The organism is Pseudoalteromonas rubra (assembly GCF_004212645.1).
Classification (GTDB): domain Bacteria; phylum Pseudomonadota; class Gammaproteobacteria; order Enterobacterales; family Alteromonadaceae; genus Pseudoalteromonas; species Pseudoalteromonas rubra_G.
Genome location: NZ_PPUZ01000010.1, coordinates 37853 through 64830, shown reverse-complemented (window position 1 = coordinate 64830; position 26978 = coordinate 37853). Strand labels below are relative to the sequence as shown.

The window sequence follows — 26978 nt, the reverse complement described above, 5'->3', positions numbered from 1 at the left end:
CAAGTACTTACTGTTTAGCCCTCAGAATGTCTATGATGCTGGCATCGACCCAGTAGACATCAACATTTTTGTTGTCGTCACTGACACCGCGGTTAAAGAGCAGGTATTTACCATCGGGGGTGACTGTGGCGTAGGCATCCCACTTATCTGAGTTGACGGCTGCGCCCATATTGATTGCTTTTCCCCAGCTGCCGTCCTGCTGTTTAAAACTGATATAAAGATCGGAATCGCCAAAGCCGTCTTCGCGTTCGCTGTCCCAGATCAGGTAGCTTTCATCGGGGGCGATAAAGGGGTGAGCGGTCATGGCGCCTGAATTTACCACCTTACTCATGACCTTGGGTGCTTGTCGCTGGCCATCTTTGAGCTTGGAGATACGCACCACTTCGTTTTTATAATCATCAAAGACATAAGTGCCTTTGCTGGATGCAGACAAGCGCATAATGCCCCAGTCTTCGCGGTCAAACATGGGGCCCAGACTTTGCCGCTCTGTCCAGCCGTTGCCCAGGCGGTCCCGGTAGCCTTCGGCCATATGCATGCGCTGACCATCGGGCGAGAAGCTCACTTCGCCGGTGCGTAAAAACTCGGTGAACTTCACCCAGGTGTTGTTTTGCTGTCTGAAGCCAATCACAGTTGGCCGAAAACCGGTTTTGTTGGGTCCTTCATAGACACCCCGGTCAAGGGTAAAGTAAAACTCCTGCATACCGGGGGCAAAGACGCCTTCCAGTTCCCAGCCTGCCTTTGAAACAATACCTGGAGCAAAGGGCTCTGCGGTCATGCCAGGTGGGGTTTGGCCCATCAGTGGGCCGGTGATGGTGCCAAACTCATCCTTTGCCTGCGCTAACGTGCCACTGAGCAAGGTGCTTAATGCAATGGTCGTAAGTACCAGTGATTTCTTCATAGTGCTGCTCCTTGTGCTGTGCGCTCTGACAACCATTTTATCGCATGCACCCCCGTCAGCGGGGCGGCGGTTTGATGGGTGCCGTCTATCTCGGCCAGCTCAATATCTAGTTGGGGATTGTTTGTTGATTTAAGAAAGTTAAACAGCCCTTTGACATGCGGGCTCAGCTTGTCTTCCAGGCTGCCGTGCGACAAATAGACATGGGTTTTTGTTTTGGCGTTTGTCTGGTTGGTCACTTCGAGTAGCTGCGTTAGCCGCCACACCGACGGGCTGCCAAGCAGATAGTTGTTAAAGGTATCGGGCTGGGTCAGTAAAGTATAAGCGCCAAATAACCCGCCCAGGGAGTAGCCAAAGTAACTGTCGCTGCCAGGTTTAACGCGATAGTGCTGTGCAATGTAGGGTTTGACCTGATTGCGAATAAAGTCGATATGGGCGTTGGCCCCGCCAAACTGATATTTTGCCTGACTCTCGGGCTTGGTTGAGGAGGCGAAGGAGTAATCACGGTAGCGGCTGACATGCACGCCTTCTTCTTTGAGCAAAGGTGCTGGCATATTGGTTTGCCAGGAAATACCGACCAGGATCACCTCTTCCATTAAAAAGTAGGCGGCAGAGGCCAGCATTTCGATGTGCCAGGTCATATCGGTGTAATACAGCACAGGGTGCTGCTTTTGTGCCGAATAACTCTCGGGCAGCTGAATAACCAGCTCATACGTCCGTTCGGTGCCAGCCTGAGTAAGCTGAACAACCTGGGTGCGGGGTATTTTATAGGGCACAGACTCGTTGCCGGCCAGCAGCTTCATCGGCAACAGCAGTGCAAAAATCAAGATAATAATGCTTTGTGTCATGGTCGTTCCTCAGTGGTTGAAGGTCACGGTGTGAACAAGCCTGTCACCGCGGATAACGACACTGTAATTGCCAGCCGGAAAAACACATGATGTTTCCTTGATATTCGGCTGAATTTTTTATCTTGATATTAAAAGCATTACTTTCAAAAGGTTATATTTTATGTCAAATCGGCTTGGGGCTGGGGTCAGGCGGTATGAGCGTGTTCCGTCAGGCTGAGCACGCGTCTTTGGCGGATACTGACATAGTGAAAGGTGGTAAAGCTATTGCTTTGCTCTGTCAGTTTGCATAGCAATAGCTGTCATGATCAGCGCAATAACGCCAGGATCGTTGCAGGCGGTAGTTCGCTGATTGCAGTAGTGCCCTAACCCTCAAACAAGGCGCTGATGGCTTGCGTTTTGAGCTTGTCCATTTCGGTTTTGATTTGCGGGCCCTTAAAACCGAGCGCAATAACCTCTCGGGCATTCACTTTAGCACCCAGCTGATGGGCTTGTGCCAGCAGGTCACAGCGCTGTGCCAGCTTATCGCTAAAGGTCCTCGCGGCTTTGCACATCTGTGTCAGGCGTTGTGGTCTTCGCCAGGCATCCAGCGCGCTGAAAAGCTGCATCACGGTGTGCGCCTGCCAGTCAGTACTGTGCAATAAAGGTAACGCCGTTTGCAGGTCGCGTAGTGCTTCGCAGTAGGCCTTGGGGATTTTAAAGTCCTGCTCCAGTTGATAGCCATTGAGCTGCGCGCGATGTTGCCATAGGGTAAAGCTTGTCAGCAGGTAGTCATCATCTTGCTTATCCAGCTTACTGGTGCAGGTTTTAAGGCGCTGGCTGTCGTCGCTCGTCCAGGTACCCTGCCATGGCATGACTAAAGAAAGCGCGCTGAGACTGGCCAGTACTTCGGAAAAAACCTCGATAGCGCCATCTTTGAGGGATTTTTCAATTTCCTGCCATACCCGTTCTTTGGTGAGCGTTGCCAGTTCACCGTTATCAACCATGCGTTGCATTAGGGCCTGTGTTTGGGGGGCGATGGTAAACCCAAGGTGATGATAGCGAGCGGCAAAGCGGGCGACCCGCAATACCCGCAAGGGATCTTCACCAAATGCGTCGCTGACATGGCGCAGCACCCGGGCGTTAAGGTCTTGCTGGCCATGATAAGGGTCGATGAGGGTGCCGTCCTCATCCTGGGCAATGGCATTAACCGTGAGGTCGCGGCGCATTAAATCTTCTTCCAGAGTAATGCTGGGGGCAAAATCACAGATAAACCCGGTGTAGCCCTGTCCTTGTTTTCTTTCGGTGCGGGCCAGTGCATGTTCATCTTTACTTTCGGGATGTAAAAAGACCGGGAAGTCTTTGCCAACCTGCTGATAACCAAGCTGTTGCATTTGCTCAGGGGTTGCGCCGACCACCACATAATCGCGCTCCAGAATAGGACGTCCAAGGAGTTGATCACGTACTGCGCCACCGACCAGGTAAATTTTCATGGTAAATTCCGTATTGAAAAAGCAAACAAGGTTTTAACTTGTGCCGTTTTTTTGCCATTATAGGCCCCATTCTAACAAGAAAGAGACGAGCCGTGTATTTACGTTATTTTGGTCTGACCGAAAAGCCGTTTTCGATAGCACCAAACCCGGAGTTTTTGTTCTTAAGCGAACGCCATAAGGAAGCGCTTGCTCATCTGACTTACGGCCTGGGTGATGCCGGCGGCTTTGTGCTGCTAACCGGCGAAGTGGGGACGGGTAAAACCACCGTAACCCGCAGCATGCTGGCGCAACTACCTGAGTCCACGCAGGTGGCGTTTATTCTCAATCCGGCGTTGTCGGAAATGGAGCTGCTTGCGAGTATCTGCGATGAACTGAACATCGACTATGATGCGCAAAACGCAACCCTGAAATCACTGACCGATGTGATTAAGGCGCGGCTGCTGGATAATCATCAGCGCGGTGGTCACACTATGTTGATCATCGACGAAGCACAACACTTGGCGGCAGAGGTGCTGGAGCAGTTGCGATTACTTACTAATCTGGAGACCGACCATAAAAAACTGCTGCAGATAGTGCTGGTGGGTCAGCCGGAGTTGCAACAGCTGCTCAAGCGCAATGAGCTGCGCCAGCTGGCACAGCGCATTACGGCGCGTTATCATCTGCTGCCGCTGACCGAGTCGCAGGTTTTTGCTTATGTGAAGCACCGTCTTAATAAAGCAGGCTGCCAGAGTAGTTTGTTTGAACCTCAGGCCATTGCCTATATGCATCAGGTGACTGCCGGGATCCCCAGATTGATCAATTTGCTGGCCGACCGGTGTTTACTGGGGGCATATTCCGCACAGCAACAGGTTGTGACTAAGACCATTGCCATGCAGGCCGCCAAAGAAGCGCTGCCGCTGGATCTGGTGCCGCAATCCGGCGAGAAAAAAGTTAATATGCCGGTGCTGGTTTCAGGCTGGGTAGCTGCCATGTTTATGTGTGGCTTCGGTCTTTCGTATATTTTTTAGTGGTGTGATATGTCGTACCTAATCAATGCATTAAAACAATCTCAACAAATCGACTCAGAGCAGGATTACCAACAATCACGTCATGAGCAACAGGTTCGCTTTTATCGCCGTTTAAGCCTTACTCTGGGAGGCGCACTCATCAGCGTGTGTGCGCTGGGAGCCGGTTACTTTGTCGGTGAAGCCTTTCAGGGGGAGCCACAAGAAGAGGTCATCGCAAGCGTTGCAGACAAAGGCTCTGACGTCACTGCCGTGGCTGGTGATAAGCGGGCTGAGACACCGCAAAGCGCACAGCCTCAGGTGGTAAACACACCCGCCCCGGCGCCTGTTAATCAGGTCGTGGCGACCAATCCAGCAGTGGTACAAGGCGGACAAATTGTAAATCAACCTATAAATCAGGGCATTAATCCGGCAATCAATCCTGTGATGCACAGTGCGCAGCGTCAGATCCATTATCAGTGGATGTCGGTTCAGGTCGGGTTTGACTCCCAGGGGCAGCCCGTTTACTCGCAACAGCTGGTGCCAGTGTCTGCCAATGGCCAGATAATCCAGCAGCCTGTAGGCGCTCAGTATGCGGCTACGCAACCGGCCTACCAGACCAATAATGCCCCAGTTTTTGCGGCCAATCAGGGACAAGTGGCTCAGCAACCGCTTGACGACCTCAGTGGTTATCGGGTGCTGGGCGTGCCACTTGAGCAAGCCCGCGCGAATGCCGCCCGACAGGAAGCGCAGCGCCAACAAGATGAGGCACTGGCAGATGTGCCAGACGAGCTGAGAAAAGCCTTTGAACAGGCAGTGGAAAAAACCGCGCCCAAGTCGGAGCGCATTGTCTCTGAGGTGCTCTCCAGCACCAAAGGATCTGCACGGGCAACACCGGTAGAGTTACTGTCCCCACAGCTTCAGGAGAGCTTGCCTAGGTTGCGCTATCAGGCGCATATTTATGCCACAGACGCCGAGAAACGCTGGATCAAACTCAACAACCGAGAGTTATACGAGGGCGATAATATGGGCGCTCTGCAATTGGTAGAGATCACCCCCGAGCAGGCGCTGTTTGACTTTGATGGTATCGAGTTCACCTTGCAGGCCATGCAGGACTGGCCCGAAGGTGAGTAATAACACCTTTTAAGGCATCATGGTGTGGCGGAAAAAGCGGATCAGGTCAATGCTGAACTCTTCCGGTTTTATCGCCGCTTCCAGCTCGTCGGTCACACGCTTGTCGGCCAAGTCGATGTCTTTTACTTCGGTGTACAGCATGTTTTTGGCGTGATAAAACACTTTCACCACCGGCTTGAGTGGCTCTCTTGGGTTACTTGAGGCGACAATACCAATGCGCTCACTTTTGAGTTTTACCAGGGTGCCCACCGGGTAGACCCCAATGCAATTGATAAAGTGTGCCAGCAGATCTGCATCATAATGATCCGGCGTGCCTTCTTTTAAAATGCGAAAGGCGCGGATTGGGGTCAGGCCGACCTTATACACCCGCTCGGCGGTCAGCGCATCATACACATCGACAATGGCCGCCATGCGAACATACTGAGACAGCTCGTCGGCTTTTTTGCCAAATGGGTAACCGCTGCCGTCCAGTCGTTCATGGTGAAACCCGGCAATTTCGGTGGCTATCTGTCCGAGCCCGCTTTGGGCAACAATGTCATAGCTGTATTTGGCGTGATCCTTCATTAAATTATATTCATCGTCACTAAGCTTACCGGGTTTATTGAGGATCTCGTTAGAGATTTGAATCTTGCCAATATCGTGTAGCAACGCCCCTGTGGCCAGCTGCTCTATGATATTGCGCTCCAGACCAAGGTGTTTGGCAAAAATACTCATTAAAATTGAGACGTTCAAAGAGTGTTCGAGTAAGTAGCTGTCTTTTTCGCGGATCCGGGCAATACAGGCCAGGGCGTCCTGATTGCGAAATATCGAATCGATGAATCCGGATGCGGTTTGTTTAAATTCTTCGACGGCGATGGCCTTACCCGCTTTGACATCCGCAAAGGCTTTTTCCTGAATGCCCTTGGCTTCTTCGTACAGGGCAGTGGCCAGGTCCAGCTCGGCATCAACACTGGTGGTTTTGTGCCAGGGGTCGTGGACTGTGACATTGTCTTGCTGGGCAGCTTCGCTGTGTTCGGGTTGTGTTTGTTGCTTGGCCTGCAAGGCTTTGTCCGGGTCGATCTCGACTTCCAGCACGCCGGCTTTTTGCAAAGCCTCAATGGCGCCTTGCGTACGTACCCAGCCCTGACTTTTGACGCGTACATGACCGGCTTGTCGGGTTACGCCTACAACGAACATGCCTGGTTTTAAGTCATTGATTGTTATCGTTTTCACAGACGTTACAAGATAGTGGTTCAGACTTTAAGCTTAGCAAAGCTTAAGCAGAAAGAAAGGAATAATCCGCCATCTTTATCCGCTGTATTACCTCCGCGATAACGCAAAGAGGTTGCAATTCCCCCCAATTCTTCGCAAGCTGGTTATTCCAAAAAAACGGTAAGAATAACAATGATGAAAACACTACTATCTGCATTATCACTGGTGCTGGCAAGCCATGGCGCGCTGGCTTATCAACTGGATACCGAAGTTGCGCGGGCTTTACCTGAGCTTGAAGCACTCTATTTACACTTGCATCAGAACCCCGAACTTTCCTATCAGGAGGCGCAAACGGCCAAGCGGCTGGCGTCTGAGCTTAAACAACTGGGCTTTGAGGTCACCGAGCAGATTGGTGGTCATGGCGTGGTGGCACTGTTGCGCAACGGTGAGGGGCCAACTGTGATGATCCGCGCCGATACCGATGGCCTGCCGATTGTCGAGCAAACCGGCAAACCCTATGCCTCTAAAGTGCGGGTGAAAGATGCCAGCAATAATGAAGTTGGGGTAATGCATGGCTGTGGCCATGACATTCACATGACCAGTTTTATCGGCACCGCCCAGCAGCTGGCCAATAACCGTGACCAGTGGCAGGGCACATTAATGATGGTGGCGCAACCGGCAGAAGAAGTGGGCGCGGGCGCCAAAGCCATGCTCAAAGAGGGGTTGTTCAGTCGCTTTGCCAAACCCGACCATGTACTTGGGCTGCATGTCAGTGCCTCTTTGCCAGCCGGTCAGGTGGCCATTGCACCTGGCTATGCACTGGCCAATGTCGACTCGGTAGACATCATAGTTCGCGGCAAGGGCGGTCACGGTGCCTATCCTCATACCACGGTAGACCCTGTGGTGCTGGCATCACGCATTGTACTGGCGGCGCAAACCATTACCAGCCGGGAGATTTCACCACTTAAGCCTTCGGTGATCACAGTGGGGTCCATTTACGGCGGCTCGAAGCACAACATCATTTCTAACGAAGTCAAACTTCAGCTGACACTGCGCTCTTACGACCCCGCAGTGCGTGAACAATAAATTGCGGCGCTGGAGCGCATGACCAAGGGGATTGCACAAAGCGCAGGGCTACCGCCGGAACTGGCTCCCATCGTGTATGTACACGAAGAAGAGAGCATTCCGTCAACCTACAATACGCCTGAGCTGGCTGTGCGGGTAGAAAAAAGCATACGTGCCGAGCTGGGCGATGAGCAGGTTGTAAAAGCAGAGCCTGTGATGGCGGGGGAAGATTTTGGCTTGTACGGTCGCACGCCGGAAAATATCCCGGCAACCATCTTCTGGCTGGGTGGCGTTGAGCCTGAGGCATATCGACAGGCTCAATTCTCGGGCGAGCCTTTGCCATCGCTGCACTCGAGCAAGTTTGCGCCAGATTATCCGCTGACCATTAAAACTGGGGTGCGCGCGATGACGGCCAGCGCGCTGGACTTGTTTAAAACGGCACCGGCGCTGTAAAGGTCATTATTTGCTCTGATATTGGGTGGCGGATCTGCAACATCTCGGCGTGCAATTGCAGCCGGGACGCCGCTGCCAGTGCCTCGTCCTGAGCATAAAGTCGGTCGCCCAAAATGGGGTGACCTAAAGATAGCATGTGCACACGCAACTGATGTGAGCGTCCAGTGATGGGCGTCAGCTTGACCCGGGTTGCGTGTGCCTCATAGGATAACACTTCAAAATGCGTTAGTGAGGGCTTGCCAGTCTCGTGGCAGACCATCTGTTTTGGGCGGTTGGGCCAGTCGCAGATCAGGGGCAGGTCTACCGACCCACATGACTCCGCTAACTTTCCATAGATCCGCGCAATATAGCGTTTGGCGGTCAGACGATCCTGAAACTGAATACTGAGAAAGCGATGTGCAGCTTTGTGCATCGCCAGGCACAGTACCCCAGATGTGGCCATATCCAGACGATGAACAATTTTTGCATTCGGATAGACGAGGTTGACCCGGCTGATCACGCTGTCCCAGTGTTTAGGGTCTTTACCCGGTACGCTCAGCAAGCCACTGGGTTTGTTTAATACCAGCATTTGTTCATCCTGATAAAGAATATCAAGATACGGCTCAGTGGGGGGCGTGTAATTGACTAACATGAATAACCTAGGGTGGCGTTTAAAGGGGCAATTTTACCTCGACCTACTGCAAAGGGCTATACGAGGGTCCATAATTGCACGCGGGATGACGTGTACTATCTCCCTAATGGAGCTGACTTAACGAAACTGTATGATTTTGTAACTTAATTTGTACACCTAGAGTGTGGATGCAGTCGAGATGACAGGTCCTTCAATTGGCGTTGTTTGTTTTTTATTCTGAATATTGCAATATTTTTGACCGATTGGTGAGTTGCGGCCATACCCTGTATACCGCTGATGAATCAATTAATATGAAAATATTTATATGGTTAGTGGAAGCCTGTTCGTCGATGCTAGCAATGTTGGTAACTGTATATTTTATTTAGATATAAAAACGGTTTTTATCGAATGGCAAGCAAGTTTCAAGGCCATTTGGGGTGTTGCTGATATGCTATCACTAATCCGCCTTTTTGTTAACAGAATGTAAAATGTTAACTGTTTCGTTTTTTTCATTATCTTTTTGCTTTCGATAATTTGGGTTTGTTGACTTTTTGCTTTCTTGGGTGGTAATTTTTTATCCAGTTGACAAGGTGAGTTTTTCGGTTTTTCACTGGGACTGTGGAAAGAAGACGCTTCAGGGCAGCAATTGGCTGCTCAATGGGCTTCATTGTATCCAACACCCTTCCGTACAAACTTATCTGACTTACGGTCAGTATGGTGTGCAGTGCCCGCCGTAAGCCAACTCTAATAATTATAAAAATGGCTTAGATTAAGCAGGGTGGGTTTGACATGAATATGCTGGGCATATTGATCCAAAATAGTAAGCTTTACTTTTTGTGGTTACTGTTTTTTTTACTATTGGGTGCTGTCGCTGCATTTAGATTGCCTGTGCAGTTTATGCCTGACGTCAACAACCGTTCCATAGATGTGCTAACTGTCTGGCAGTCTGCAACCCCTCAGGAAGTAGAGTCTCAAATTTTAGAACCTCAAGAAGAAGTACTGGATGGCATTGCAGGTCTGAAGCGCAGCAATGCTTATGCGGCGCGAGGAACCAGTTGGTTAAGCCTGGAATTTGACTCCAGCGTTAACATGGAAGAAACCTTGATAGACGTAGTGGGTCGTATTGGTCGCGTTGCTAATATGCCTCGCACAGCACTGCCACCTCAAATCCTGATTGGCGGTGAATACGGGGGAATGCCCACGCTAACGACCTTTTACCTGCAAACCTCTGAGCGCAGTGATCCAAATTTGGATATTCAAAGCGTAGTAGAGAAAGTCGTCCAACCTAAACTGGAATCTCTTGACGGTGTGGCGCGTGTATATGCTGCACGTGGCCTGGGTGCTGAAGAGGAAATCTACGTTACTTTTGACCCCTTTGCTTTGGCGCGTTTCGAGCTACAGCTGCGGGATCTGACCGATGCTCTGGATAATTCGTTTGACATATCTGGTGGGTTTATTGATCTGAGCCGTCGCCGCTACAACATGCGCTATGTAGGAAAAGTGTCGGTTGACGAGATGTCAGAGCTGATTGTTGGCTGGCGTCGAGATACACCGATACTTTTGAGAGACGTTGCACAGATCAGCATAGATCGTCCAAACGCAGCTGATATTACTTATGTTGATGGAAAAAGAGCGGTGGCGCTTAATGTCCAGCGAGAGAGAGGTGCCAGCTCTTTAGATACCATAGCCGCGCTGAAAGCGGCGGCAAATGAGCTCAATGACACGACACTCAGTGGTATGGGACTGGAACTACGTCATACCTATGACACCTCACAGATGATAGGTAGTGCAATTCAGTTCGTGATCCAGAATATTGGCTTTGGTCTGTTGCTTTCTATCTTGCCGGTTTGGCTGTTTTTTAGAAATGGACGAACCACACTGGTCATCGCGGTGGCGATACCGGCCTCCATCATCATCACCTTTATTATTCTGGCCGTTGGTGGGCGTACATTGAACGTGATTTCGCTAGCGGGTCTGGCGTTTGCGACAGGCATGGTGCTGGACGCGTCTATTGTGGTACTTGAGAGTATTATCGCCAGACGCAATGCCGGGGATAATGCTGATAAAGCCGCCAAAGTTGGTACAAACAAAGTGGTGTGGGCGTTGATTGCGTCAACGATAACGACAGTCTCGGTATTTTCACCAGTATTACTGATCAATGAGAGCGAAGTACAAATTTTTGTCGATCTGGCCTTTACTATCGCAGCTTCCGTGGTTATTTCACTACTGGTTGCCATAACGCTGATCCCAATCTTATCTACTAAGTTAGTGCATGAACTTAAAGTCGATGCCTGGCAAGCGCTATGGCAGCGTTGGGCTGCCATGTTGTCTCGCTTAACTAACACCCAGTTAAAATGCTGGACTATCGTGACCGTGCTGGTTGGAGGGAGCGTTGCATTGGTGCCTGTACTCATGCCGTCGTCAGACTACTTGCCGGCACTAAAGCAAAACCAGGTTAACGTGTCGTTTTATTTGCCATCTGGCACCAATCCTAAGTATGTCAACGACACCATCATTCCGCTCATCGACAAGCGTGTCAGTCATTTATTGAAGGCTGACTCAACCGTGCCAATTAAAAATTATACTGTCTCGATGCAGTCTTCATTCTCCATGAGTTTTACTGCCCAACCGCTCAACCCAGAAGATGCTGTTCGGCTTGAGCAACTATTAAGAGATGAAATATTCACGGATATGCCGGATCTCTGGACCTATGTAAATCGGCCAAGTGCATTTCAAAACCTTCGTGCAATGGATACGTTGGAGCTCTATTTTCAGGGCAGCGATATGGCACTGTTATCGAAAAGTGCAGCAGAGGCTATGGAGGCTATTCAGGCGCAAATGCCAACCGCAGCCGTGTATCCAGGGGCCAGCTTCTCGCCGACAGAAATTGAATTATCTGTAATTCCAAACACCGCACGTATGTCACAACTGGGTTTTACCCGTGCTGAAGTCATAGAGGCAACGCAGGCATTTGGTAATGGTTTATATCTTCAAGAATATTTTGACGGTAACCGCAGAAGAAACATTGTACTGCGTGGCGAGCCCTGGGAAAACTTCGAGCAACTAAAAGCATATCCTGTGATGAATTCACAAGATCTGGTGGTGCCATTGGGTGAACTCGTTGAGATTACCCAAACGTTCGGACCGGCTGTTATCCAGCATGTCAATTTAGACAGAACGTTTATTCTAACCGTCGAGCCTCCTGCGGGTATGTCGTTAGAGGATTTGCAAGCCAAGCTACAAAGTGATGTGGTTGCAAATCTTCAGCGCGCGTTACCGGAAGGTTATGCAATCAATTATGGCGGCAGTGCCGATAGCATTCGCAAGGTTAAATCTCAGATGCTGGATTACTTTGTTTTTTCGGTCTGTTTACTGTTTTTAATCATGGCGGGATTATTCCGTTCTATCAAAGCCAGTCTGATTGTATTGCTGACCGTGCCATTGGCAACGGTTGGCGGGGCTGGACTGTTGAAACTGCTGAATGTGTTTGTGTATCAGCCGTTAGACATAATCACCATGATAGGGTTTATCATTCTGCTGGGTCTGGTGGTAAACAATGCGATCTTGCTGGTCTATGGTGTCAGAGCGCATGAAAACGAAGGTAAAAGCAGAGCACAGGCTGTCGAGTTATCTATCGAATCCAGGCTAAGACCGATTCTCCTCAGCACCATTACCTCGGTTTTTGGCATGTTACCTTTGCTCCTGTTACCCGGCACAGGGAGTGAAATTTATCGTGGTTTGGCGGCGGCCATCGTCGGCGGAATGCTGTTCTCGGGTGCCTTTACCTTATTGCTACTTCCAGCTGTACTGCGACTGCAATTGTTTGGCCAAATCAAGTCAAGAACAATAAAAATACTGAATAAACAAGAGTCCTAAGCATGAACCCAATTACCAAATTGAGCAATTTGAGCGCCATAGTGGCATCTTTACTGATCGGTTTTTCCAGTCCGGCTGTATGGTCACAACAACAAGAGGTCAAGTCGGTAACTGTGGACACCGTTGAACTGTCTGAGCAATCAGAGCAAAAGTGGTCCATTGCCACGGTTATGCCTGTTGAGGCTGCACATATCGCGACGGAATCCTCGGGCGCTCTGCTATTTGTGGCAGAGCCGGGCAGTGCTATTAAAAAAGGTGAGTTGTTGATTGCACTGGATGATCGCATTGAGCAAAACCAGGTTGCGGTTGCTAAAGCTGTGTTGCAGCAGGAAATTGCGCAATCAGAGTTTTTAAATAAGCAACGCAATCGGTTATTGGACTTGGCAAAAGAGCAGTCTATCTCTCAGTCTGAACTGGATGAAATTGAATATCAGCTAGCCCGCTCTGTGGCCAGAATTAATGAACTGGAATCTCAGCTTGCTATTGCTGAGGTTCGCTACGAGAAGAAGCGGGTTTATGCACCGTTTGATGGCACGGTTGCGCAAAAATTTCTCTGGCAACAGGAGTATGCCGAGGAAGGAGCCGATGTAATGGCGTTTGTGAATACCAGCTTGTCGGAAGTCTCAACGCGCATAGCATTTCGTGATTTAGAGAAAATAAACAAAGGAATGAAAACACTCGTTCGCGATGGTGACAACGAATATGAGTGTGTTATCCATAAAGTTATCCCTGTGAGTTATGACACCGTGCGTATGGGCGAGTTTCGTGCCCAGTGTAACGGCCACTTGTTTGTGGGGAGTCGCGTTGAGCTAAATATTCCGAGCCACAACGCTCAGCCTGCCTTAATGGTCAATAAAGATTCCGTGCTGATCTTCCCCAATGGCAACTACTTGTTCAAGGTGAATGAAGATAATTCGGTCACTGAGTTTAAAGTGGAGCTGGGTAAGAGTGTGGGCAATCGGGTAGAAATTAAAGCCGAACTGAAACCCGGTGACAAAGTAGTGCTACAGGGTGCTGAAACCCTTGCGGATGGACAAAAAATAAAGGTTCTGTAGTGAGGAGATAAGCAGCATCTGTGGATGATGTATGAATGATCCGAAGATCAAACTAACCCAAATATAGGTAAGATTATGAAGCCAGCGAATTTAGAAGATTGGTATAGAGACAGATATTTTGCAGATGTGACGGACATCAGTGGTAGTGGTGTTTATGACTATAATTTTAGTGAACTATTGGCATTGAGTGACTTCGAGCCAACGGAACTGAATGACCTCGTTTTTCATGATAACCCGACTTTTGGTGATTATGAAAACCGTCGCATCATCGCACAGCGCTGGGGCACTGGAGACCCAGAGCGCGTGATCACCTGTAATGGCTCGAATGAGGCTTTGTCTTTGATTATGAATGCCACTTTGCAGGCAGGTGATGAAGTCGTATCTGTGTCGCCTTTTTATCACTGCCATGCCAATATCGCGGAGCATATCGGCTGCAAGGTATCTTACTGGACGCTTCAGGCGCAGCACGATTTCCAGCCTGACTTCACTCAGCTAAAGGCGCTGCTTAACCAGCAGACTAAGATGGTGGTGGTTAATTTTCCTCATAATCCGACCGGCATAAACCTCACAGAGGCGCAAATGCGCGAATTGGTCGACATTGTTGCCAGTGTGGATGCGTTTTTATTGTGGGATGGGGCGTTTGAGGATTTGCAATTCGACAATCAGACACCCACACCTATTGCCCTGTATGACAAGTGCATTCTGACCAGTACTTTTTCGAAAGCTTACGGCTTTCCGGGGTTGCGGTACGGCTGGTGCATCATGCCAGATGAACTACTCAGAGACGCTCAGATTTACAAGGATTACTCCAACCTATATGTGTCAGTGATTGTTGAAAAGTTCGCTAATGTGGTGTTGCGTAATATCGATAAATTTTATCGCCCCAGGTATCAGGAAGCGGCCGAGAACCGAGCGTTAATGCAGCAATGGCTTGATGCCCACCAGGCATATTTTCAGTCTTATGAGTTGGGGGGCGGTGTGACCTGTTTCCCGCGTTTTAAAGGGGCAATGTCTACTCAGGCGCTTTGCGATACTTTGTTTGAGCAATATGCATTGCTGTTGGTGCCGGGCGAATGTTTTGACTGCCCAGGACACGTTCGGATCGGTTTTGGTACTGAACAGCAGACGCTCAAAAAGGGGTTAGACACGCTGTCCAAAGCGTTAGATGAATTGTGCAAATAGACCCGAGATAAAAAAAATAAGCAATCGGGCCTGCACTGGAAAGAATAATAATAATTTATAAGAATGCTTCAAGGAGAAGACATTGCATATTACATTAAGCTCTACAGAAAAAGACCAGTTGGCAACCCTTGTGAGTGTGATTAAAAAGGAATTCACAAGTTTTCAGGACATTAATTTTCTGATTAAGTTGCATCAATGGAACAAAGATCTTCCGCGCACACTGCTGAAGAAACTAAATGAATTCAAGTACCAACCTGAAGGTGTGAAATACCTTGTGGTGGAAGGGCTGGACATCGACGATCAACAGTTAGGCCCAACACCACCTGACTGGACACATCAAAGCACCCAAAGTGGTATCGAACAAAGTATTGTAGCTTGTTTGTATTCCTCAGTGTTGGGTGATCTATTTGCCTGGTCTACACAGCAAGACGGCAAAATCATTCATGATGTAATGCCTATCAAAAAAGATGAGCATGAGCAGCTTGGTACTGGCAGTTTACAGGAGATAGAGTGGCACATTGAAGATGCTTTTCATGAGTATCGCGGTGACTATTGCACCTTCTTTTGTTTACGCAACCATGACATGATCCCCACTACTATCGGCAGTCCTGACTTTTCCCAACTCAGCGACGATGAAATTGACGAGCTGTTTAAGCCTCAGTTCTCTATCAAGCCGGATGAGTCCCACAAAGAGAAAAATGAATCTCAACTTCGTCAACGCCAGCGATTGGCCGAGAATGATATCCAGTTAAGCCACGCCTATAAACGGATTACAAGTTGGGATGAAAACCCGCCAAAAATTAGTGTTTTGTTTGGTAATCGTAAAGACCCATTCATCCGCATCGATCCCTATTTTATGCTCGAACCAGAGACCCCAGCCGCACAAGCTGCTTTTAAAAAACTAATCGTTCTAATCGACGAGAAAATAGAAGAGCTGGCGCTGCGCCCAGGTGAGATCTTGTTGATGGATAATTATCGGGTGGTGCATGGCAGACGTAAGTTTTTGCCAAAATATGATGGCACAGATCGCTGGTTTAAACGCATTAACGTGACGCGAGATATTCGTCGCTCTGCGGAGTTAAGGGCCACTTTAAGCTCTCATACAATCCTTTAAACGCATTTGTTTATAGCAAGATCACTGCGTTGATATTGCGCTTAGTGAGGCTGCGCCCGTGGGGGGCAGCCAATCGGCTTTTGCATGTTGAAAAAAGGTGAGTGCAGGTGAATAGATTAGCTCCCAATCAGAAAGATATTTTTGTCGAACAGAAAATCTTTGACGATTTGCCTATGTTTAATATCGGTGGTTATGCGATTTTTAGACAAGCGATCGATGTTGAGGTTTTTTGTCAGGCGCAATCCGTGTTAGAAAACCGGTTTGATATTTTCGGACTCAGTTTTAGTGAGCAGCAATCTGGGCTGTCGCAACAGATCAGACAGACTCGAGGACAGATTGAGTTTGTTGATTTCAGCACCGATGAAGATCCAACCGCCAGTGCGCTGGCACGCTTGAAATGCCTCTACAGTAAACGCTTCGAGCTGGATAAGGACATACTTTATCGAACTTGTTTGTTTAAGCTGGCAAACGAGGAATATTGGTATGTTTGTCTGGCACATCACCTGATCACGGACGGGTGGGGCTATACTTTATGGCTCAAAGATGTGTGTCGAATTTACAGTAACTTGTTGCGTGGGGCTGAAGCGCTAGACGCCATAGAGTCGATCGATTTTCTAACTGCGCTGGGGGCGCAAAAAGCGGGTCGCGACCTGAGCAAATCCCGTCAGTTCTGGCAAAATGAACTGGCTACTTTGCCTCCTTTGGTGTTTGGCAACAAACATCACAGTGGTGACCTGGCACAAGATTATCGCAGCCATCGCGTGAGTCGCCATATTACGCAGCAGCATGCGATGCACTGGCGTGCTGAAAATCGTCACACTATCCCTGTCAGTTTACAGTCAATGCTGATGGCGGCTTTGTCAGTGTATTTCTTTCAGACCACTCAGCAAAGCAAATTTCTGGTGGGGCAGCCGCTGCACAATCGCTCTACTGCGGGGTTAAAGCGCAGTTATGGTAACTTTCTCAGTATGGGCGTTTCAAAAGTCGAGCTTGAACCAGACTGGCAGGTGAGCGAGCTGTTTCAATGGTTGCATGAACAAAAGCGCAAAGAGTTTCGTCATCAGAAATTGCCTATTGCCGAGCTTAATCAATTGGCATCATACGATCGTGCCGAGCGTTCTTTGCTTTATGATATTGAGCTCAACTACCAAAAGTTATCGTACAAAATTGATGCCGAACTCATCGATGGGGAAACGCATTTTTGGCATTCTCAGTATCAAAAGTCTGCTCTTATCATTACCTTATGTGATTACGGAGAGCAGCAGAGGCTGGAACTGCACGCGGATTTTCATAGCGATGTGTTTGCTGATGCTGAGCAAGCTGATGCTTTTTTACTGCGCCTGATCACCCTGATAGACTGGTTTGTCGAGCACTTTGAGCAACCGATTATGGCTGCACCAGTATTAAGCGCAGCAGATCTGCGCGGCTGGGAGCGCTTCAATATGCAACCTGATAACACGTATGTGCCCGACTCCCTGGCTCAGTTGACGGCTCAGAAGAGCGCTTTTACACAGCAAGTGCGTTGCAATGCTATGTGCTTAAGTGGGGAGCAGTTTAAAAATACCGTCCACAAAGCGACAATCAAGTTGCAACAACACGGCGTTAAGGCGGGTGATCGGGTTGCTCTGAACCTTAAACGAGATGCAAACCTGCCAGCCTGGTTGTTTGCAATCTGGCAATTGCAGGCGGTGTATGTGCCGTTATCACGCGCCTGGCCTGATGAGAGAGTGTCATATGTGCTTAATGATAGTCACCCGCAGGTAATCGTAAGTGACTATCAGCAACAGGCCGAATGTGAACACGCTGTGCAGGTCATCAGTGCCGCATTAGATGAGGTGCAGCTCAGCGATGCAGCGCCTCTGAGCTGGTCTATCTCTCCTGACAGCCTGGCGTACATTATCTATACCTCAGGCACAACGGGCGCACCTAAAGGCGTGATGGTCAGCCATCGCGCGTTGGCGGCATTTTTGAGCGCGATGCACGGCGCACTCGGCACCTCGCAAGGCGCATTCTGGCTGGCCAGTACCACAGTGGGGTTTGATATCTCGATTCTGGAGCTGGTTTATCCAATCCTCTATGGTCAGGACGTGTACGTGAGTGAAGAGGGGTTGTTTCAGCGTCCCGAGCACTTGCAAGCGCTACTCAGTAACACCGGGATTAACACCATTCAGGCCACTCCAACAGCCTGGCGGGTATTGCTGAACAGTGGCTGGTCCCCCAGAGCGGATCTCACCCTGTTGTGCGGTGGCGAAGCGCTTGGCCCGGATCTGGCTGCTGCCCTGAGCACATCGGGTAATCGTTTATTTAACTTTTATGGCCCGACAGAAGCCACTATCTGGGCAACGGTCATGCAGTTTCAAGCTGGCGCAGAAGTGAGCATTGGCAGGCCTTTGACACATAGTCAGGCCTATGTGGTTAATCCACAGGGACAGCTTATGCCACCGCTGGTTACAGGTGAGCTGGTACTTACTGGCCCTTGTCTGGCTCAGGGGTACTGGCAAAATCCAGCTCTGACTAAGCAAAAGTTTACCACCTTAGAACTTGGCGGGCACCATCCACAGCGCGTTTATCACACTGGTGATCAGGCGTATCTGAATGCCGACAATCAACTGATCTATGTCGGCAGGAACGACAGGCAAATCAAGTTTCGGGGCGTGCGAGTTGAGCTTGCGGAGATAGAGTCTAAGCTGCGCGCCATTGAGAATGTTGAGGACGCGTATGTCACTTTAGTAACCAGAGCGGATACCCACAATGAGGTTCTGGTTGCGTACCTTAAAACGCCGCGAGCGATATTTAATGAAGCACGGGCTGTGGCGCAACTTAAGCAATCACTGCCTGCCTATCTGATCCCAACACGGTTTGAGTGCCTGGACACCTTCCCGCTAAATGACAGCGGCAAAGTGGCTGTGAATGCGTTCCCTGCCATTGGCTGGGAATCGACTGGGCCAGCGGTCGTTTCAGATAACCAAATAGAACAAATTTTACTGGAAACCTGGCAGCAGATGCTGGGAAGAAACGACTTCTCTGTAGACGATAACTTCTTTGATATGGGGGCGTCATCGTTAGATGTAGTTAACTTTACGGCACAAATAAACACACAAATAAAACGTGCCATTTTAACTGTAGACGTATTTGCTAACCCAACGGTAAGAAGCCTGGCTCACAAACTGGCACACAGTGATGTAACAGCGAGCACCATGGTTAGTAACAGTGCAAGTCAGAAGCAGTCGTTGCAAGCTGGCCGACGACGCCTGAGTGCGCGACGTAAGAGCAGAGCAACGGCAGAATAACTGGGGATGTAATAAATGGAACAGTACACGGGACTTGAAATAGCAGTAATCGGTATGGCCGGACAGTTTCCCGGCGCGGCAAACATTGATGAATTTTGGGCCATGTTGCAACAGGGTAAAGAGGGTATAACAGCATTAAGCGATGCTCAGTTGCAGGCCGCGGGGATAGCGAAAAGTGTCAGAGGATCGGAACATTATGTGGCACGCAAGGGCCTGTTTAACGGCTGTTATAACTTCGATCATGAATTCTTTGGATACTCTTCCAGAGAAGCGGACATCATGGATCCTCAGTTACGCAAGATCCATCAGCTCAGCTACTGGGCACTGGATGATGCTGGCTATGCACAGGCTACCAGTGATATTCAGGTTGGCCTGTTTGCAGGCGCTGGCAACAACCCGTTCTGGCTGGCACCCAATTTAGCCAGTATGGCAACTGACTTTGCTCAGAACTATGAGATCAGCAGTCTGAATGGCCGTGAGTTTCTGGCCACGCGCTGTGCTTATAAGTTAGGTCTGACCGGGCCGGCTGTCACAATACAAACTGCGTGTTCTACGTCGTTAGTGGCACTGCATCAGGCGGTGCAATCATTGCTGGCGGGTGAGTGTGACCTGGCACTGGCCGGCGGTGTTGCGATTTACAGTGGCGGTGATGCCAGTAGCGCTGATCGCAGCGGATATCAGTATCAGGCAGGTATGATCCTGTCCGCAGACGGTCATTGCAGACCCTTTGATGCGCGAGGAGATGGCACTGTACCCGGCGATGGTATGGGGATGGTGACGTTAAAGCGCCTGGAAGATGCCCTTCAGGATGATGATTTGATTTATGCGGTGATAAAAGGGACCTCGATCAACAACGATGGCAGTGATAAAGCGGGTTTTACCGCTCCGAGTGTAAATGGTCAGGCAAAAGTGCTGCGCCAGGTGCTGGATGTTGCAGAAATAGACCCGGCCAGTATTGGCATGGTCGAAGCCCACGGCACAGCCACTCGCCTTGGTGATCCGATTGAGGTCCAGGCGCTCAACCAGGTATACCAGGGGGCGCGGGAACATATCAGCATAGGCTCGGTTAAGTCTAATATTGGGCACCTGGATGCTGCTGCGGGTATCAGCGGGTTTATCAAAGCAGCGCTTAGTATTCATCACCAAATGCTTGTGCCATCACTGCATTATGATACGCCTAATCCCGAGATCCCCTTTTCGGATGGGCCATTTAAGGTACAGACGCAATTACAAACATGGCATGAGATAACTCGCCGGGCAGCGATCAGCTCGTTCGGTATTGGTGGCACCAATGCCCATGCGGTGATTGAAAACGCGCCACAACACACACAGCGCAAAAGCGGCGCACCACAAACAGAATTACTGGTCTGGTCTGGGAATTCCGAGTTGTCTGTCAACGCCTACACTGAGCGGTTGAGCGGTTTCTTGGGTGATCAGAACCTGGCTGATTGCGCTTATTCACTTGCCTGTCGCAAGCCGCACTTTAGCTATCGCCGGGCATTGATAGCCGCTGATGCACCGAGTGCCACAAAGCATCTGGAAACCGCTAATAACGATCTAATGTATGCCGGGCGTGCTATCGCTCAGGATAAAGTGGTCTTTGTGTTCCCCGGGCAGGGTAGCCATTATCCGGGTATGGCCTGTGGTCTGTTTCAAAGTAATGCACACTTTAGAGCGCACCTTGAGACCTGTCTGCGCCATCTCGAAACGCGCAGTGACTTTGATTTTCGCGCCTACTTACTGGACCCTCAACAGCACAGTGTTGAGCTGGAAACCATCCATGCTCAACCGCTGATCTTCAGCGTAGAGTATGCACTGGGGGCCACTTTGCTGACATCCGGAGTTAAACCCGATGCAATGGTCGGCCATAGTTTAGGCGAGTATAGCTGTGCATGCCTCAGTGGCATGATGACGCCGGAGCAAACGCTCGATTTAGTCTGTCAGCGCGCAGAGCTTATGCAATCGGCGCCTGGCGGAAAAATGTTGGCGGTCAGTTTGTCGTCAGACGACCTTGCGCCCTATTTATTTGATGGAGTAGAAATCGCAGCCCTGAATGCTGAGCACAGCACGGTGGTGGGGGGCTCTGAGGCAGACATCCAGACACTGATGGACATACTAGCGCAACAGCACGTTAGCCATACCCTATTGAAAACCGGACATGCTTTTCATACTCAGAGCATGGCTGGCGTGCTCAACGACTTTGAGAAACGGGTTGCTCAGGTGCAGTTTTCACCGGCCACTATCACCTGGGTATCCAGCTGTAGCAAAGCTGTATTTACGGGTACAACGCTGCCAGATGCCACTTACTGGGCACAGCAAATACGCCAGCCAGTTAACTTTTTGGCCGCGATTAGCCATTTCAGCAAGAACAAAACGTTGTTTTTAGAGGTGGGTCCAGCAAAAGCGTTGACGCAATTTATTCGCCAGCACCCGGATTATGATCCACTGCGTTTTAATGCCGCTGCGTTGCTGGACCGGGACAACCTGGCACACCCTGACGCCATGTTAGATTTGTTGGCGCGACTGTATGTGGCGGGTATTGAACTAGACTGGGAACAGGTATATCAGGGGCGCGATGTGGCTTTTGTACGCACACCTGCTTATGTGTTTGACGAACACGAGTTTAGACCTGAGCCTGGCGTTGTGAAGCGTGATACCCAGGGAACCACCACTGTATCAACTGAGGTCGCTGCCACATTACAGCAATGGCAGCAGGTCAACCCGTTTCTGAAGGTGCCACAGACTATCGCTGAGCAGTCAATTGTTGTGCTGACCAATGCTGATCCGCTTAGCAGTCGTTTGCAGGCAAGCTTACAGGCACATGCAAACCAGCTGATCCTGGTGCACAGCGGCAACGAGTATCGGGATCATGGCGGCAGTGTTTATACGGTCAACCCAACGGCTCAGGCAGACTGGGCGCGCCTGGCAGAACAGCTGGCACAGCATCCGGTAACGCGTATAGTCGACCTCTGGCCGTTGCAAAAAACCGCACTGGCAGCAGGTGCAAAACGTTGTCTGGCGATGGCCAAAGGCTTATTTAGTACCCTGGCTATGCCTGTTCACTGGCAATTGGTTGGAACAGACATGTACTCACTGCATGGCGGTGACGTTGATCCTAACACGGCCTATTTGTACGGTGCGGCCAAAGTACTGGGGCAGGAAGTTGCGGGCCTGTCGAGCTCATTGTTAAATGTGCAAGACCCGGCAGACATCGACGCGCAACTGCTGCTGAATGACTTAAGCCGGTTGCAGCCTGCAGACATTTTGTATCGAGCTGGTTTGCAACTTTGGCAGCCGGAATTTTCGCGTTTTGAGCTACCAGCGTTCGCAACCAGTACGTTGCGTGAGGGTGGCTACTACATTATCACCGGTGGGGTGGGCGGTATTGGTCTGGCACTGGCTCACTACCTGGCAACGCAATATCGTGCCCATTTATTGCTGATCAGTCGCAGTGCGGGCACTCAGTATAACTATCAGTCTTTGCTGTCAGAACCATTATTTAGTGAGATCCAGCAAAGTGCGGCATCGGTCGAAGTACGTTCATGCAACATCTCAGATCCGCAAGATGCAGCGGCTTTGGGTGATTATGTCGCACAACAATGGCCCACAGTGAATGGTTTATTTCATGCGGCAGGGATCGCAGGCAGTGGATTGCATCACCATAAGTCTGATGAACAGCTCGACAAGGTATTTGCCGCAAAAGTGGCAGGCACAGACAATGTGCTGGCACTGGCAAAACGTCAGACACAGCCTGTCGACTTTGTGATGCTCTTTTCTTCTATCACCAGCTGGCTCGGTGGTGCCGGACAGTATGAATACTGTATTGCAAATCAATACCTGGATAAGGTTGCAGCACAAAGTGGTCACGCATTTCCGGTACTGGCACTAAACTGGGATACCTGGCGAGATGTGGGCATGATGGCAAAGGCGCGCAATATAGCTATTGCGCAGTCTCAATGGCTGCAGCGTACCTCAGCGTCGGCTGAAGAATATCAGGGTACATTTCAGGCCAACACCATATGGGCATTGACCGAGCACTTGGTCTATGGGGTTGCCACGTTACCGGGCGCGACGTATGTGTCGCTGGCGCTGCAACACTTAGCCAATTTGCCACAGCAAGACATCGCTTGCGTTCATGAAGCGCACTTTTTGGCACCACTGGCTGTACCAGATGGCAGCCAGGCTGATGTGGTGCTTAAAGTCGAACCAACCTCAACACAAGATGCACAAGCGCTGTCATTCGTCATTGAATCTAGTCAACAAGGTGCGCAGGCGGTGGTGCATTGTAAAGGTCGCTTAAGTCACAAGGTGTCGGGGCCGGTGCCCGCGCCTGTGTGTCTGAGCACCTTAAAGGCGCAAGCGACAACTCGGTTTGTGGCGCCCAAGAAAGACGAAGTGTACCAAATGCTTACTGAGCATTTCGGTCATGGTGACAGTGAGGCTGCGACCGCAATAGAACTGGGTCCGCGCTGGCAAACGCTTAGTGAATTACACCTGTGGGAAAACCAGGGTCTTGCCCGCCTGGCACTCGATGAGGCATTTACTCAGGACTTAGAGGCGTCCGTGATGCATCCGGCGTTGTTGGATTGTGCAACCGCTTTTATGCGCATAGTGGATACAAAGGAAGCTTTCTTACCGGTCGCTTACCATAATCTGACTGTATATCGCGCACTTCCGTCGGTGTTCTGGAGTCATTGTGAGTTGTTGCCCCAATCAGATGATAACTCACTGATTTACAAGGTTACTATGTATGATCAGGACGGTGCCTGTCTGGCTTGTGCTGAGCGCTTCGTGATGCGTAAAGTCTCGGTTTCTAAGGTTCAGACATCATCGTTACAGGCGCAACATGATCAATTACTTGCGCAAGCGATTGACAGTGAGCAAGCCTGGCCCTTTATTGAGGCAGCTTTGCAACAGCCGCAGTTGCATGATTTGATTGTGAGCCGTAAGGACATTCAGGTTGCACTTAAAGATGATGCCCTGTCGCTGGCGAAGCTCAGTGGACACAGTCAGCGTAAAAGATTTGCCCGCCCCAGCTTGTTAACTCCGTACAAGGCTGCGAAAACAAGCATGGAAAAGCAGATAGTTACTTACCTCGAAGCGCTACTTGGGTTTGAGCAAGTCGGTCTTGAGGATGACTTCTTCGAGCTTGGGGGAAATTCTCTGCAATTAACCCAGTTCCATCGTTTCTTGTCGCAGGAAATGAAGTTGGACATCGATGTGACCAGCCTTTTTCAGCACCCCAGTGTCAGCAAGATAGTCAACCTCATCAAGGCTCCGAAAACGGAGGCGGCGGATACCGCACTGGATGAAGTCGCACAGCGGGCTCAGCAGCAACGTGCTGCACGTCAGGCACGGCGCAATAAAAAACGTACGACGCAAGGAGCTGAAAATGGTTAAGGAGATCCTAAGCGCGCACAAGCGAACGATCACTTACTCACTGTTACTGAGTGTGATCAGCGGCCTGATCATGACCACCATACTGTATCGGGTTAATATCTGGATGGGCGATGGGATGACGCAGCAAGCACAAGGGCGCGCATGGATGTTTATCCTCGCCGCCGTGTTGTGTGGGATCAGCCTGGCCGCCAGCCATTATTTGGTAGCGCGATTATCCACCCAGTTTCTGACTTCACTGCGTTTGCAGCTGCTCAAACAGCTGCTAAAAACACGCGTTGAAAAACTCGAACAGCTTGGCAGTTCGCAGTTATATTCGCGTCTGACTTTAGATATCAACGCGCTGTCAGACTCACTCGCTGTAATCCCTAACTTACTGTACAACCTGATCATAGTGAGTTTTCTTTTGACCTTTATGTGGCTTACTTCAGAGCCACTGTTTTATGCATTCATCGGCTTTTTGGGTGGGGTGTTCATTCTGGTTCAACTCTCTGCCATTGCCCGTGGTAATCAGTTCTATCAGCAGCTCAGAGATGCTGAGGAAGATATGTATGAGTGCTACCGGGGCGTGATATTTGGTGCTAAGGAGTTGGCCACCAGCAATGCCCGCCGTCATTTTTTCGAGCATAAAATCATCCTGCCGGTGCTTGAGCAGGTTCGTCGTTTCGAATTTAAGTCACAGTACTTGTGGTCTGTTAACAATGTTGCCAGCCAAACTGCGACTTTTATCATCATCGGAATTATGGCCATGGTGGTGGATGCGGGGTACGCAAGCGCCACGCATTTGGTGTTGTTTGTGTTGATCATCCTATACCTGATGGGACCATTGTTAAGCATCTTTTCCAGTATGCCCTTGCTCAGCCGCGCCTATGTTAGCTATCAGCGATTACAGCAAGTAAATGAGGATGTGGCTGCGCCTGTGTCGAGTAATAAGGCGCTCCCTAATCCGCCCCCGAGTAACTGGCAGTCACTGCATCTGGAGCAACTAAGTTACCAGTATGACAACGATGACTACAGTTTTACCTTAGGTCCCCTGTCACTGACCTTTAACCGGGGCGAAGTCACTTTCATTGTGGGTGGCAATGGTAGTGGTAAATCAACCTTATTCAGATTAATAGCCGGATTATACGGCGTGCAAAAAGGCCAGGTGCGATTTGATACATACGGCCCTGTCGATACCCAAACACCTGAGTATCGTGATTTATTTGGCTGTATTTTTACTGATTTTTATTTGTTTAGAGAAGTGATCGATCACAGCGGCGAGTTTGCGTCACACCCACAAGTTCAAGCGCTGCTTGAACAGATGCGTCTGGATCACAAAGTGAGTTATGACAACGGGCGTTTGTCGCAGCTGGATCTGTCGACCGGGCAACGCAAACGCCTCGCTTACTTACTCTGCACGCTTCAGGATAAGCCGGTTTACCTGTTTGATGAATGGGCAGCCGATCAGGACCCTGAATTTAAACATTACTTTTACACCGAAATTCTGCCCATGTTGCGTCAGCAAGGGAAAACCGTGATTGTGATAAGTCACGATGATCGCTATGAAAACCTGGCCGATCAGCGGGTGGTGTTGCGCGATGGTCAGTTGCACAGTGTGGAACGGAGTGACTCACCTCTGGAGGTGCAAATTGCAAGCATATCGTGATTGTTCTGCGTTGTTTCAGTTGCCATATCGGGGTGAAAACTCGGCGCCGTCGCGCCTGGTCGTATTTGCCCATGCCGGTGGGTTTGCTCAGCAATGGCAGCAGATCTGTTTACCGCTGACGGCCCATTGCGAGGTACTGCTGGTGGAATATCCAGGTCATGGGGTTCGCAGCGCCACGGCGTTAGCTGACTCGATGACTGAGTTGGCGGTGGACTTAGGCGATCAGCTGGGGCGCTACTGGCACCCAAATACGATACTGCTGGGTTATAGCATGGGCGCGCTTTGTGCTTATCTGGTTGAACAGCAGTTACGCAAACAGAACAAAGCAGTGCGCCAGCTGATCCTGGCAGCCTATCCGGCCCCTTGGCTGGAGCAATTCCAATTCGACTTTGACACCTCTGAGCAAGATGCGCAGCTCAGCTATCTCAGCCAGTTTGATTCGGCGGCACACGCTGTTTTTTCATCCGAGCAGCTTAGCGAAAGCTATTTGCCAGTGATGCAGCATGATTTTCAGTTATTGCAACGCTGCTCATTGGCGCAGTGGCCGGAGATCTCGTGTCCGGTCACTTTACTGGCAGGCAAGTTCGACAGGGCTGTGGCGCTGCAGGATGTGATGGCATGGCGAGAAATTTGCGAACACGAGGTGCAGGCGTATGCCATTGATGGCGAACACTTTTTTGTCCATCAAAGCAGAGCCCGATTTCTGGCCATTGTGCAGTCTAAGTTAAACAGCGACTCAGAGCGCATTTCCTTACAACAAGAATAAGA

General features: G+C 50.0%; 15 protein-coding genes and 1 pseudogene. 11 read left to right on the top strand and 5 right to left on the bottom strand.

What is annotated here, in order from left to right:
- Positions 1 to 7: 7 nt before the first annotated feature.
- From C3B51_RS04110 to C3B51_RS04100, 3 genes are all read right to left on the bottom strand, one after another.
- Positions 8 to 898, bottom strand: coding sequence for a TolB family protein (locus C3B51_RS04110; protein WP_130244263.1), 891 nt, complete (start codon positions 896 to 898; stop codon positions 8 to 10).
- A complete protein-coding gene (locus C3B51_RS04105; RefSeq protein WP_130244262.1) occupies positions 895 to 1743 on the bottom strand; it encodes an alpha/beta hydrolase in 849 nt (282 codons plus the stop codon). The genes C3B51_RS04110 and C3B51_RS04105 overlap by 4 nt, the downstream gene beginning before the upstream one ends.
- A gap of 362 nt (positions 1744 to 2105) precedes the next feature.
- Complete coding sequence (locus C3B51_RS04100; protein WP_130244261.1) at positions 2106 to 3212, bottom strand: tRNA nucleotidyltransferase; 1107 nt, start codon at positions 3210 to 3212, stop codon at positions 2106 to 2108.
- 92 nt (positions 3213 to 3304) lie between these two features.
- Between C3B51_RS04100 and C3B51_RS04095 the strand changes: the two genes are divergently transcribed.
- On the top strand, positions 3305 to 4219 hold the full coding sequence (locus tag C3B51_RS04095; protein WP_046003605.1) for an ExeA family protein: 915 nt from the start codon (positions 3305 to 3307) through the stop codon (positions 4217 to 4219).
- Positions 4220 to 4228: 9 nt separating this feature from the next.
- Positions 4229 to 5329 (top strand): general secretion pathway protein GspB, encoded by a 1101-nt coding sequence (locus tag C3B51_RS04090; protein WP_130244260.1) that lies wholly within the window; start codon positions 4229 to 4231, stop codon positions 5327 to 5329.
- A 9-nt stretch (positions 5330 to 5338) separates the two neighbouring features.
- On the opposite strand, the gene C3B51_RS04085 is transcribed toward C3B51_RS04090, so the two are convergent.
- Positions 5339 to 6541 (bottom strand): HD-GYP domain-containing protein, encoded by a 1203-nt coding sequence (locus tag C3B51_RS04085; protein ID WP_125720607.1) that lies wholly within the window; start codon positions 6539 to 6541, stop codon positions 5339 to 5341.
- A 171-nt stretch (positions 6542 to 6712) separates the two neighbouring features.
- On the opposite strand from C3B51_RS04085, the pseudogene C3B51_RS04080 reads away from it, so the two are divergent.
- Positions 6713 to 8038 (top strand): annotated as a pseudogene (locus C3B51_RS04080) (M20 metallopeptidase family protein).
- Here the strand turns inward: C3B51_RS04080 and rluA are convergent.
- Complete coding sequence (rluA, locus tag C3B51_RS04075; protein ID WP_130244259.1) at positions 8016 to 8669, bottom strand: bifunctional tRNA pseudouridine(32) synthase/23S rRNA pseudouridine(746) synthase RluA; 654 nt, start codon at positions 8667 to 8669, stop codon at positions 8016 to 8018. The pseudogene C3B51_RS04080 and the gene rluA sit on opposite strands and share 23 nt — an antisense overlap.
- 768 nt (positions 8670 to 9437) lie before the next feature.
- Here rluA and C3B51_RS04070 point away from each other — a divergent pair.
- The 8 genes from C3B51_RS04070 (at position 9438) to C3B51_RS04035 (ending at position 26976) form a co-directional block, all read left to right on the top strand.
- Positions 9438 to 12524, top strand: coding sequence for an efflux RND transporter permease subunit (locus tag C3B51_RS04070; RefSeq protein WP_125720603.1), 3087 nt, complete (start codon positions 9438 to 9440; stop codon positions 12522 to 12524).
- Between the two features lie 2 nt (positions 12525 to 12526).
- Positions 12527 to 13579, top strand: coding sequence for an efflux RND transporter periplasmic adaptor subunit (locus tag C3B51_RS04065; RefSeq protein WP_125720601.1), 1053 nt, complete (start codon positions 12527 to 12529; stop codon positions 13577 to 13579).
- Between the two features lie 75 nt (positions 13580 to 13654).
- The gene (gene vioD / locus C3B51_RS04060; RefSeq protein WP_130244258.1) at positions 13655 to 14761 is read left to right on the top strand and encodes a capreomycidine synthase; all 1107 of its coding nucleotides are present in this window, start codon (positions 13655 to 13657) and stop codon (positions 14759 to 14761) included.
- A gap of 82 nt (positions 14762 to 14843) precedes the next feature.
- The gene (gntD, locus tag C3B51_RS04055) at positions 14844 to 15875 is read left to right on the top strand and encodes a guanitoxin biosynthesis L-enduracididine beta-hydroxylase GntD (RefSeq protein ID WP_130244257.1); all 1032 of its coding nucleotides are present in this window, start codon (positions 14844 to 14846) and stop codon (positions 15873 to 15875) included.
- A gap of 107 nt (positions 15876 to 15982) precedes the next feature.
- Positions 15983 to 19165 carry a non-ribosomal peptide synthetase gene (locus tag C3B51_RS04050; RefSeq protein ID WP_165389112.1) on the top strand — a complete coding sequence of 1061 codons (3183 nt, stop codon included), beginning with the start codon at positions 15983 to 15985 and terminating at the stop codon, positions 19163 to 19165.
- A 15-nt stretch (positions 19166 to 19180) separates the two neighbouring features.
- On the top strand, positions 19181 to 24565 hold the full coding sequence (locus C3B51_RS04045; RefSeq protein WP_130244255.1) for a type I polyketide synthase: 5385 nt from the start codon (positions 19181 to 19183) through the stop codon (positions 24563 to 24565).
- Positions 24558 to 26210: a cyclic peptide export ABC transporter gene (locus C3B51_RS04040; RefSeq protein ID WP_165389111.1), complete on the top strand. Its 1653-nt coding sequence runs from the start codon at positions 24558 to 24560 to the stop codon at positions 26208 to 26210. Before C3B51_RS04045 ends, C3B51_RS04040 begins: the two co-directional genes overlap by 8 nt.
- Positions 26194 to 26976: a thioesterase II family protein gene (locus tag C3B51_RS04035; RefSeq protein WP_165389110.1), complete on the top strand. Its 783-nt coding sequence runs from the start codon at positions 26194 to 26196 to the stop codon at positions 26974 to 26976. The genes C3B51_RS04040 and C3B51_RS04035 overlap by 17 nt, the downstream gene beginning before the upstream one ends.
- The last annotated feature ends 2 nt before the right edge of the window (positions 26977 to 26978 follow it).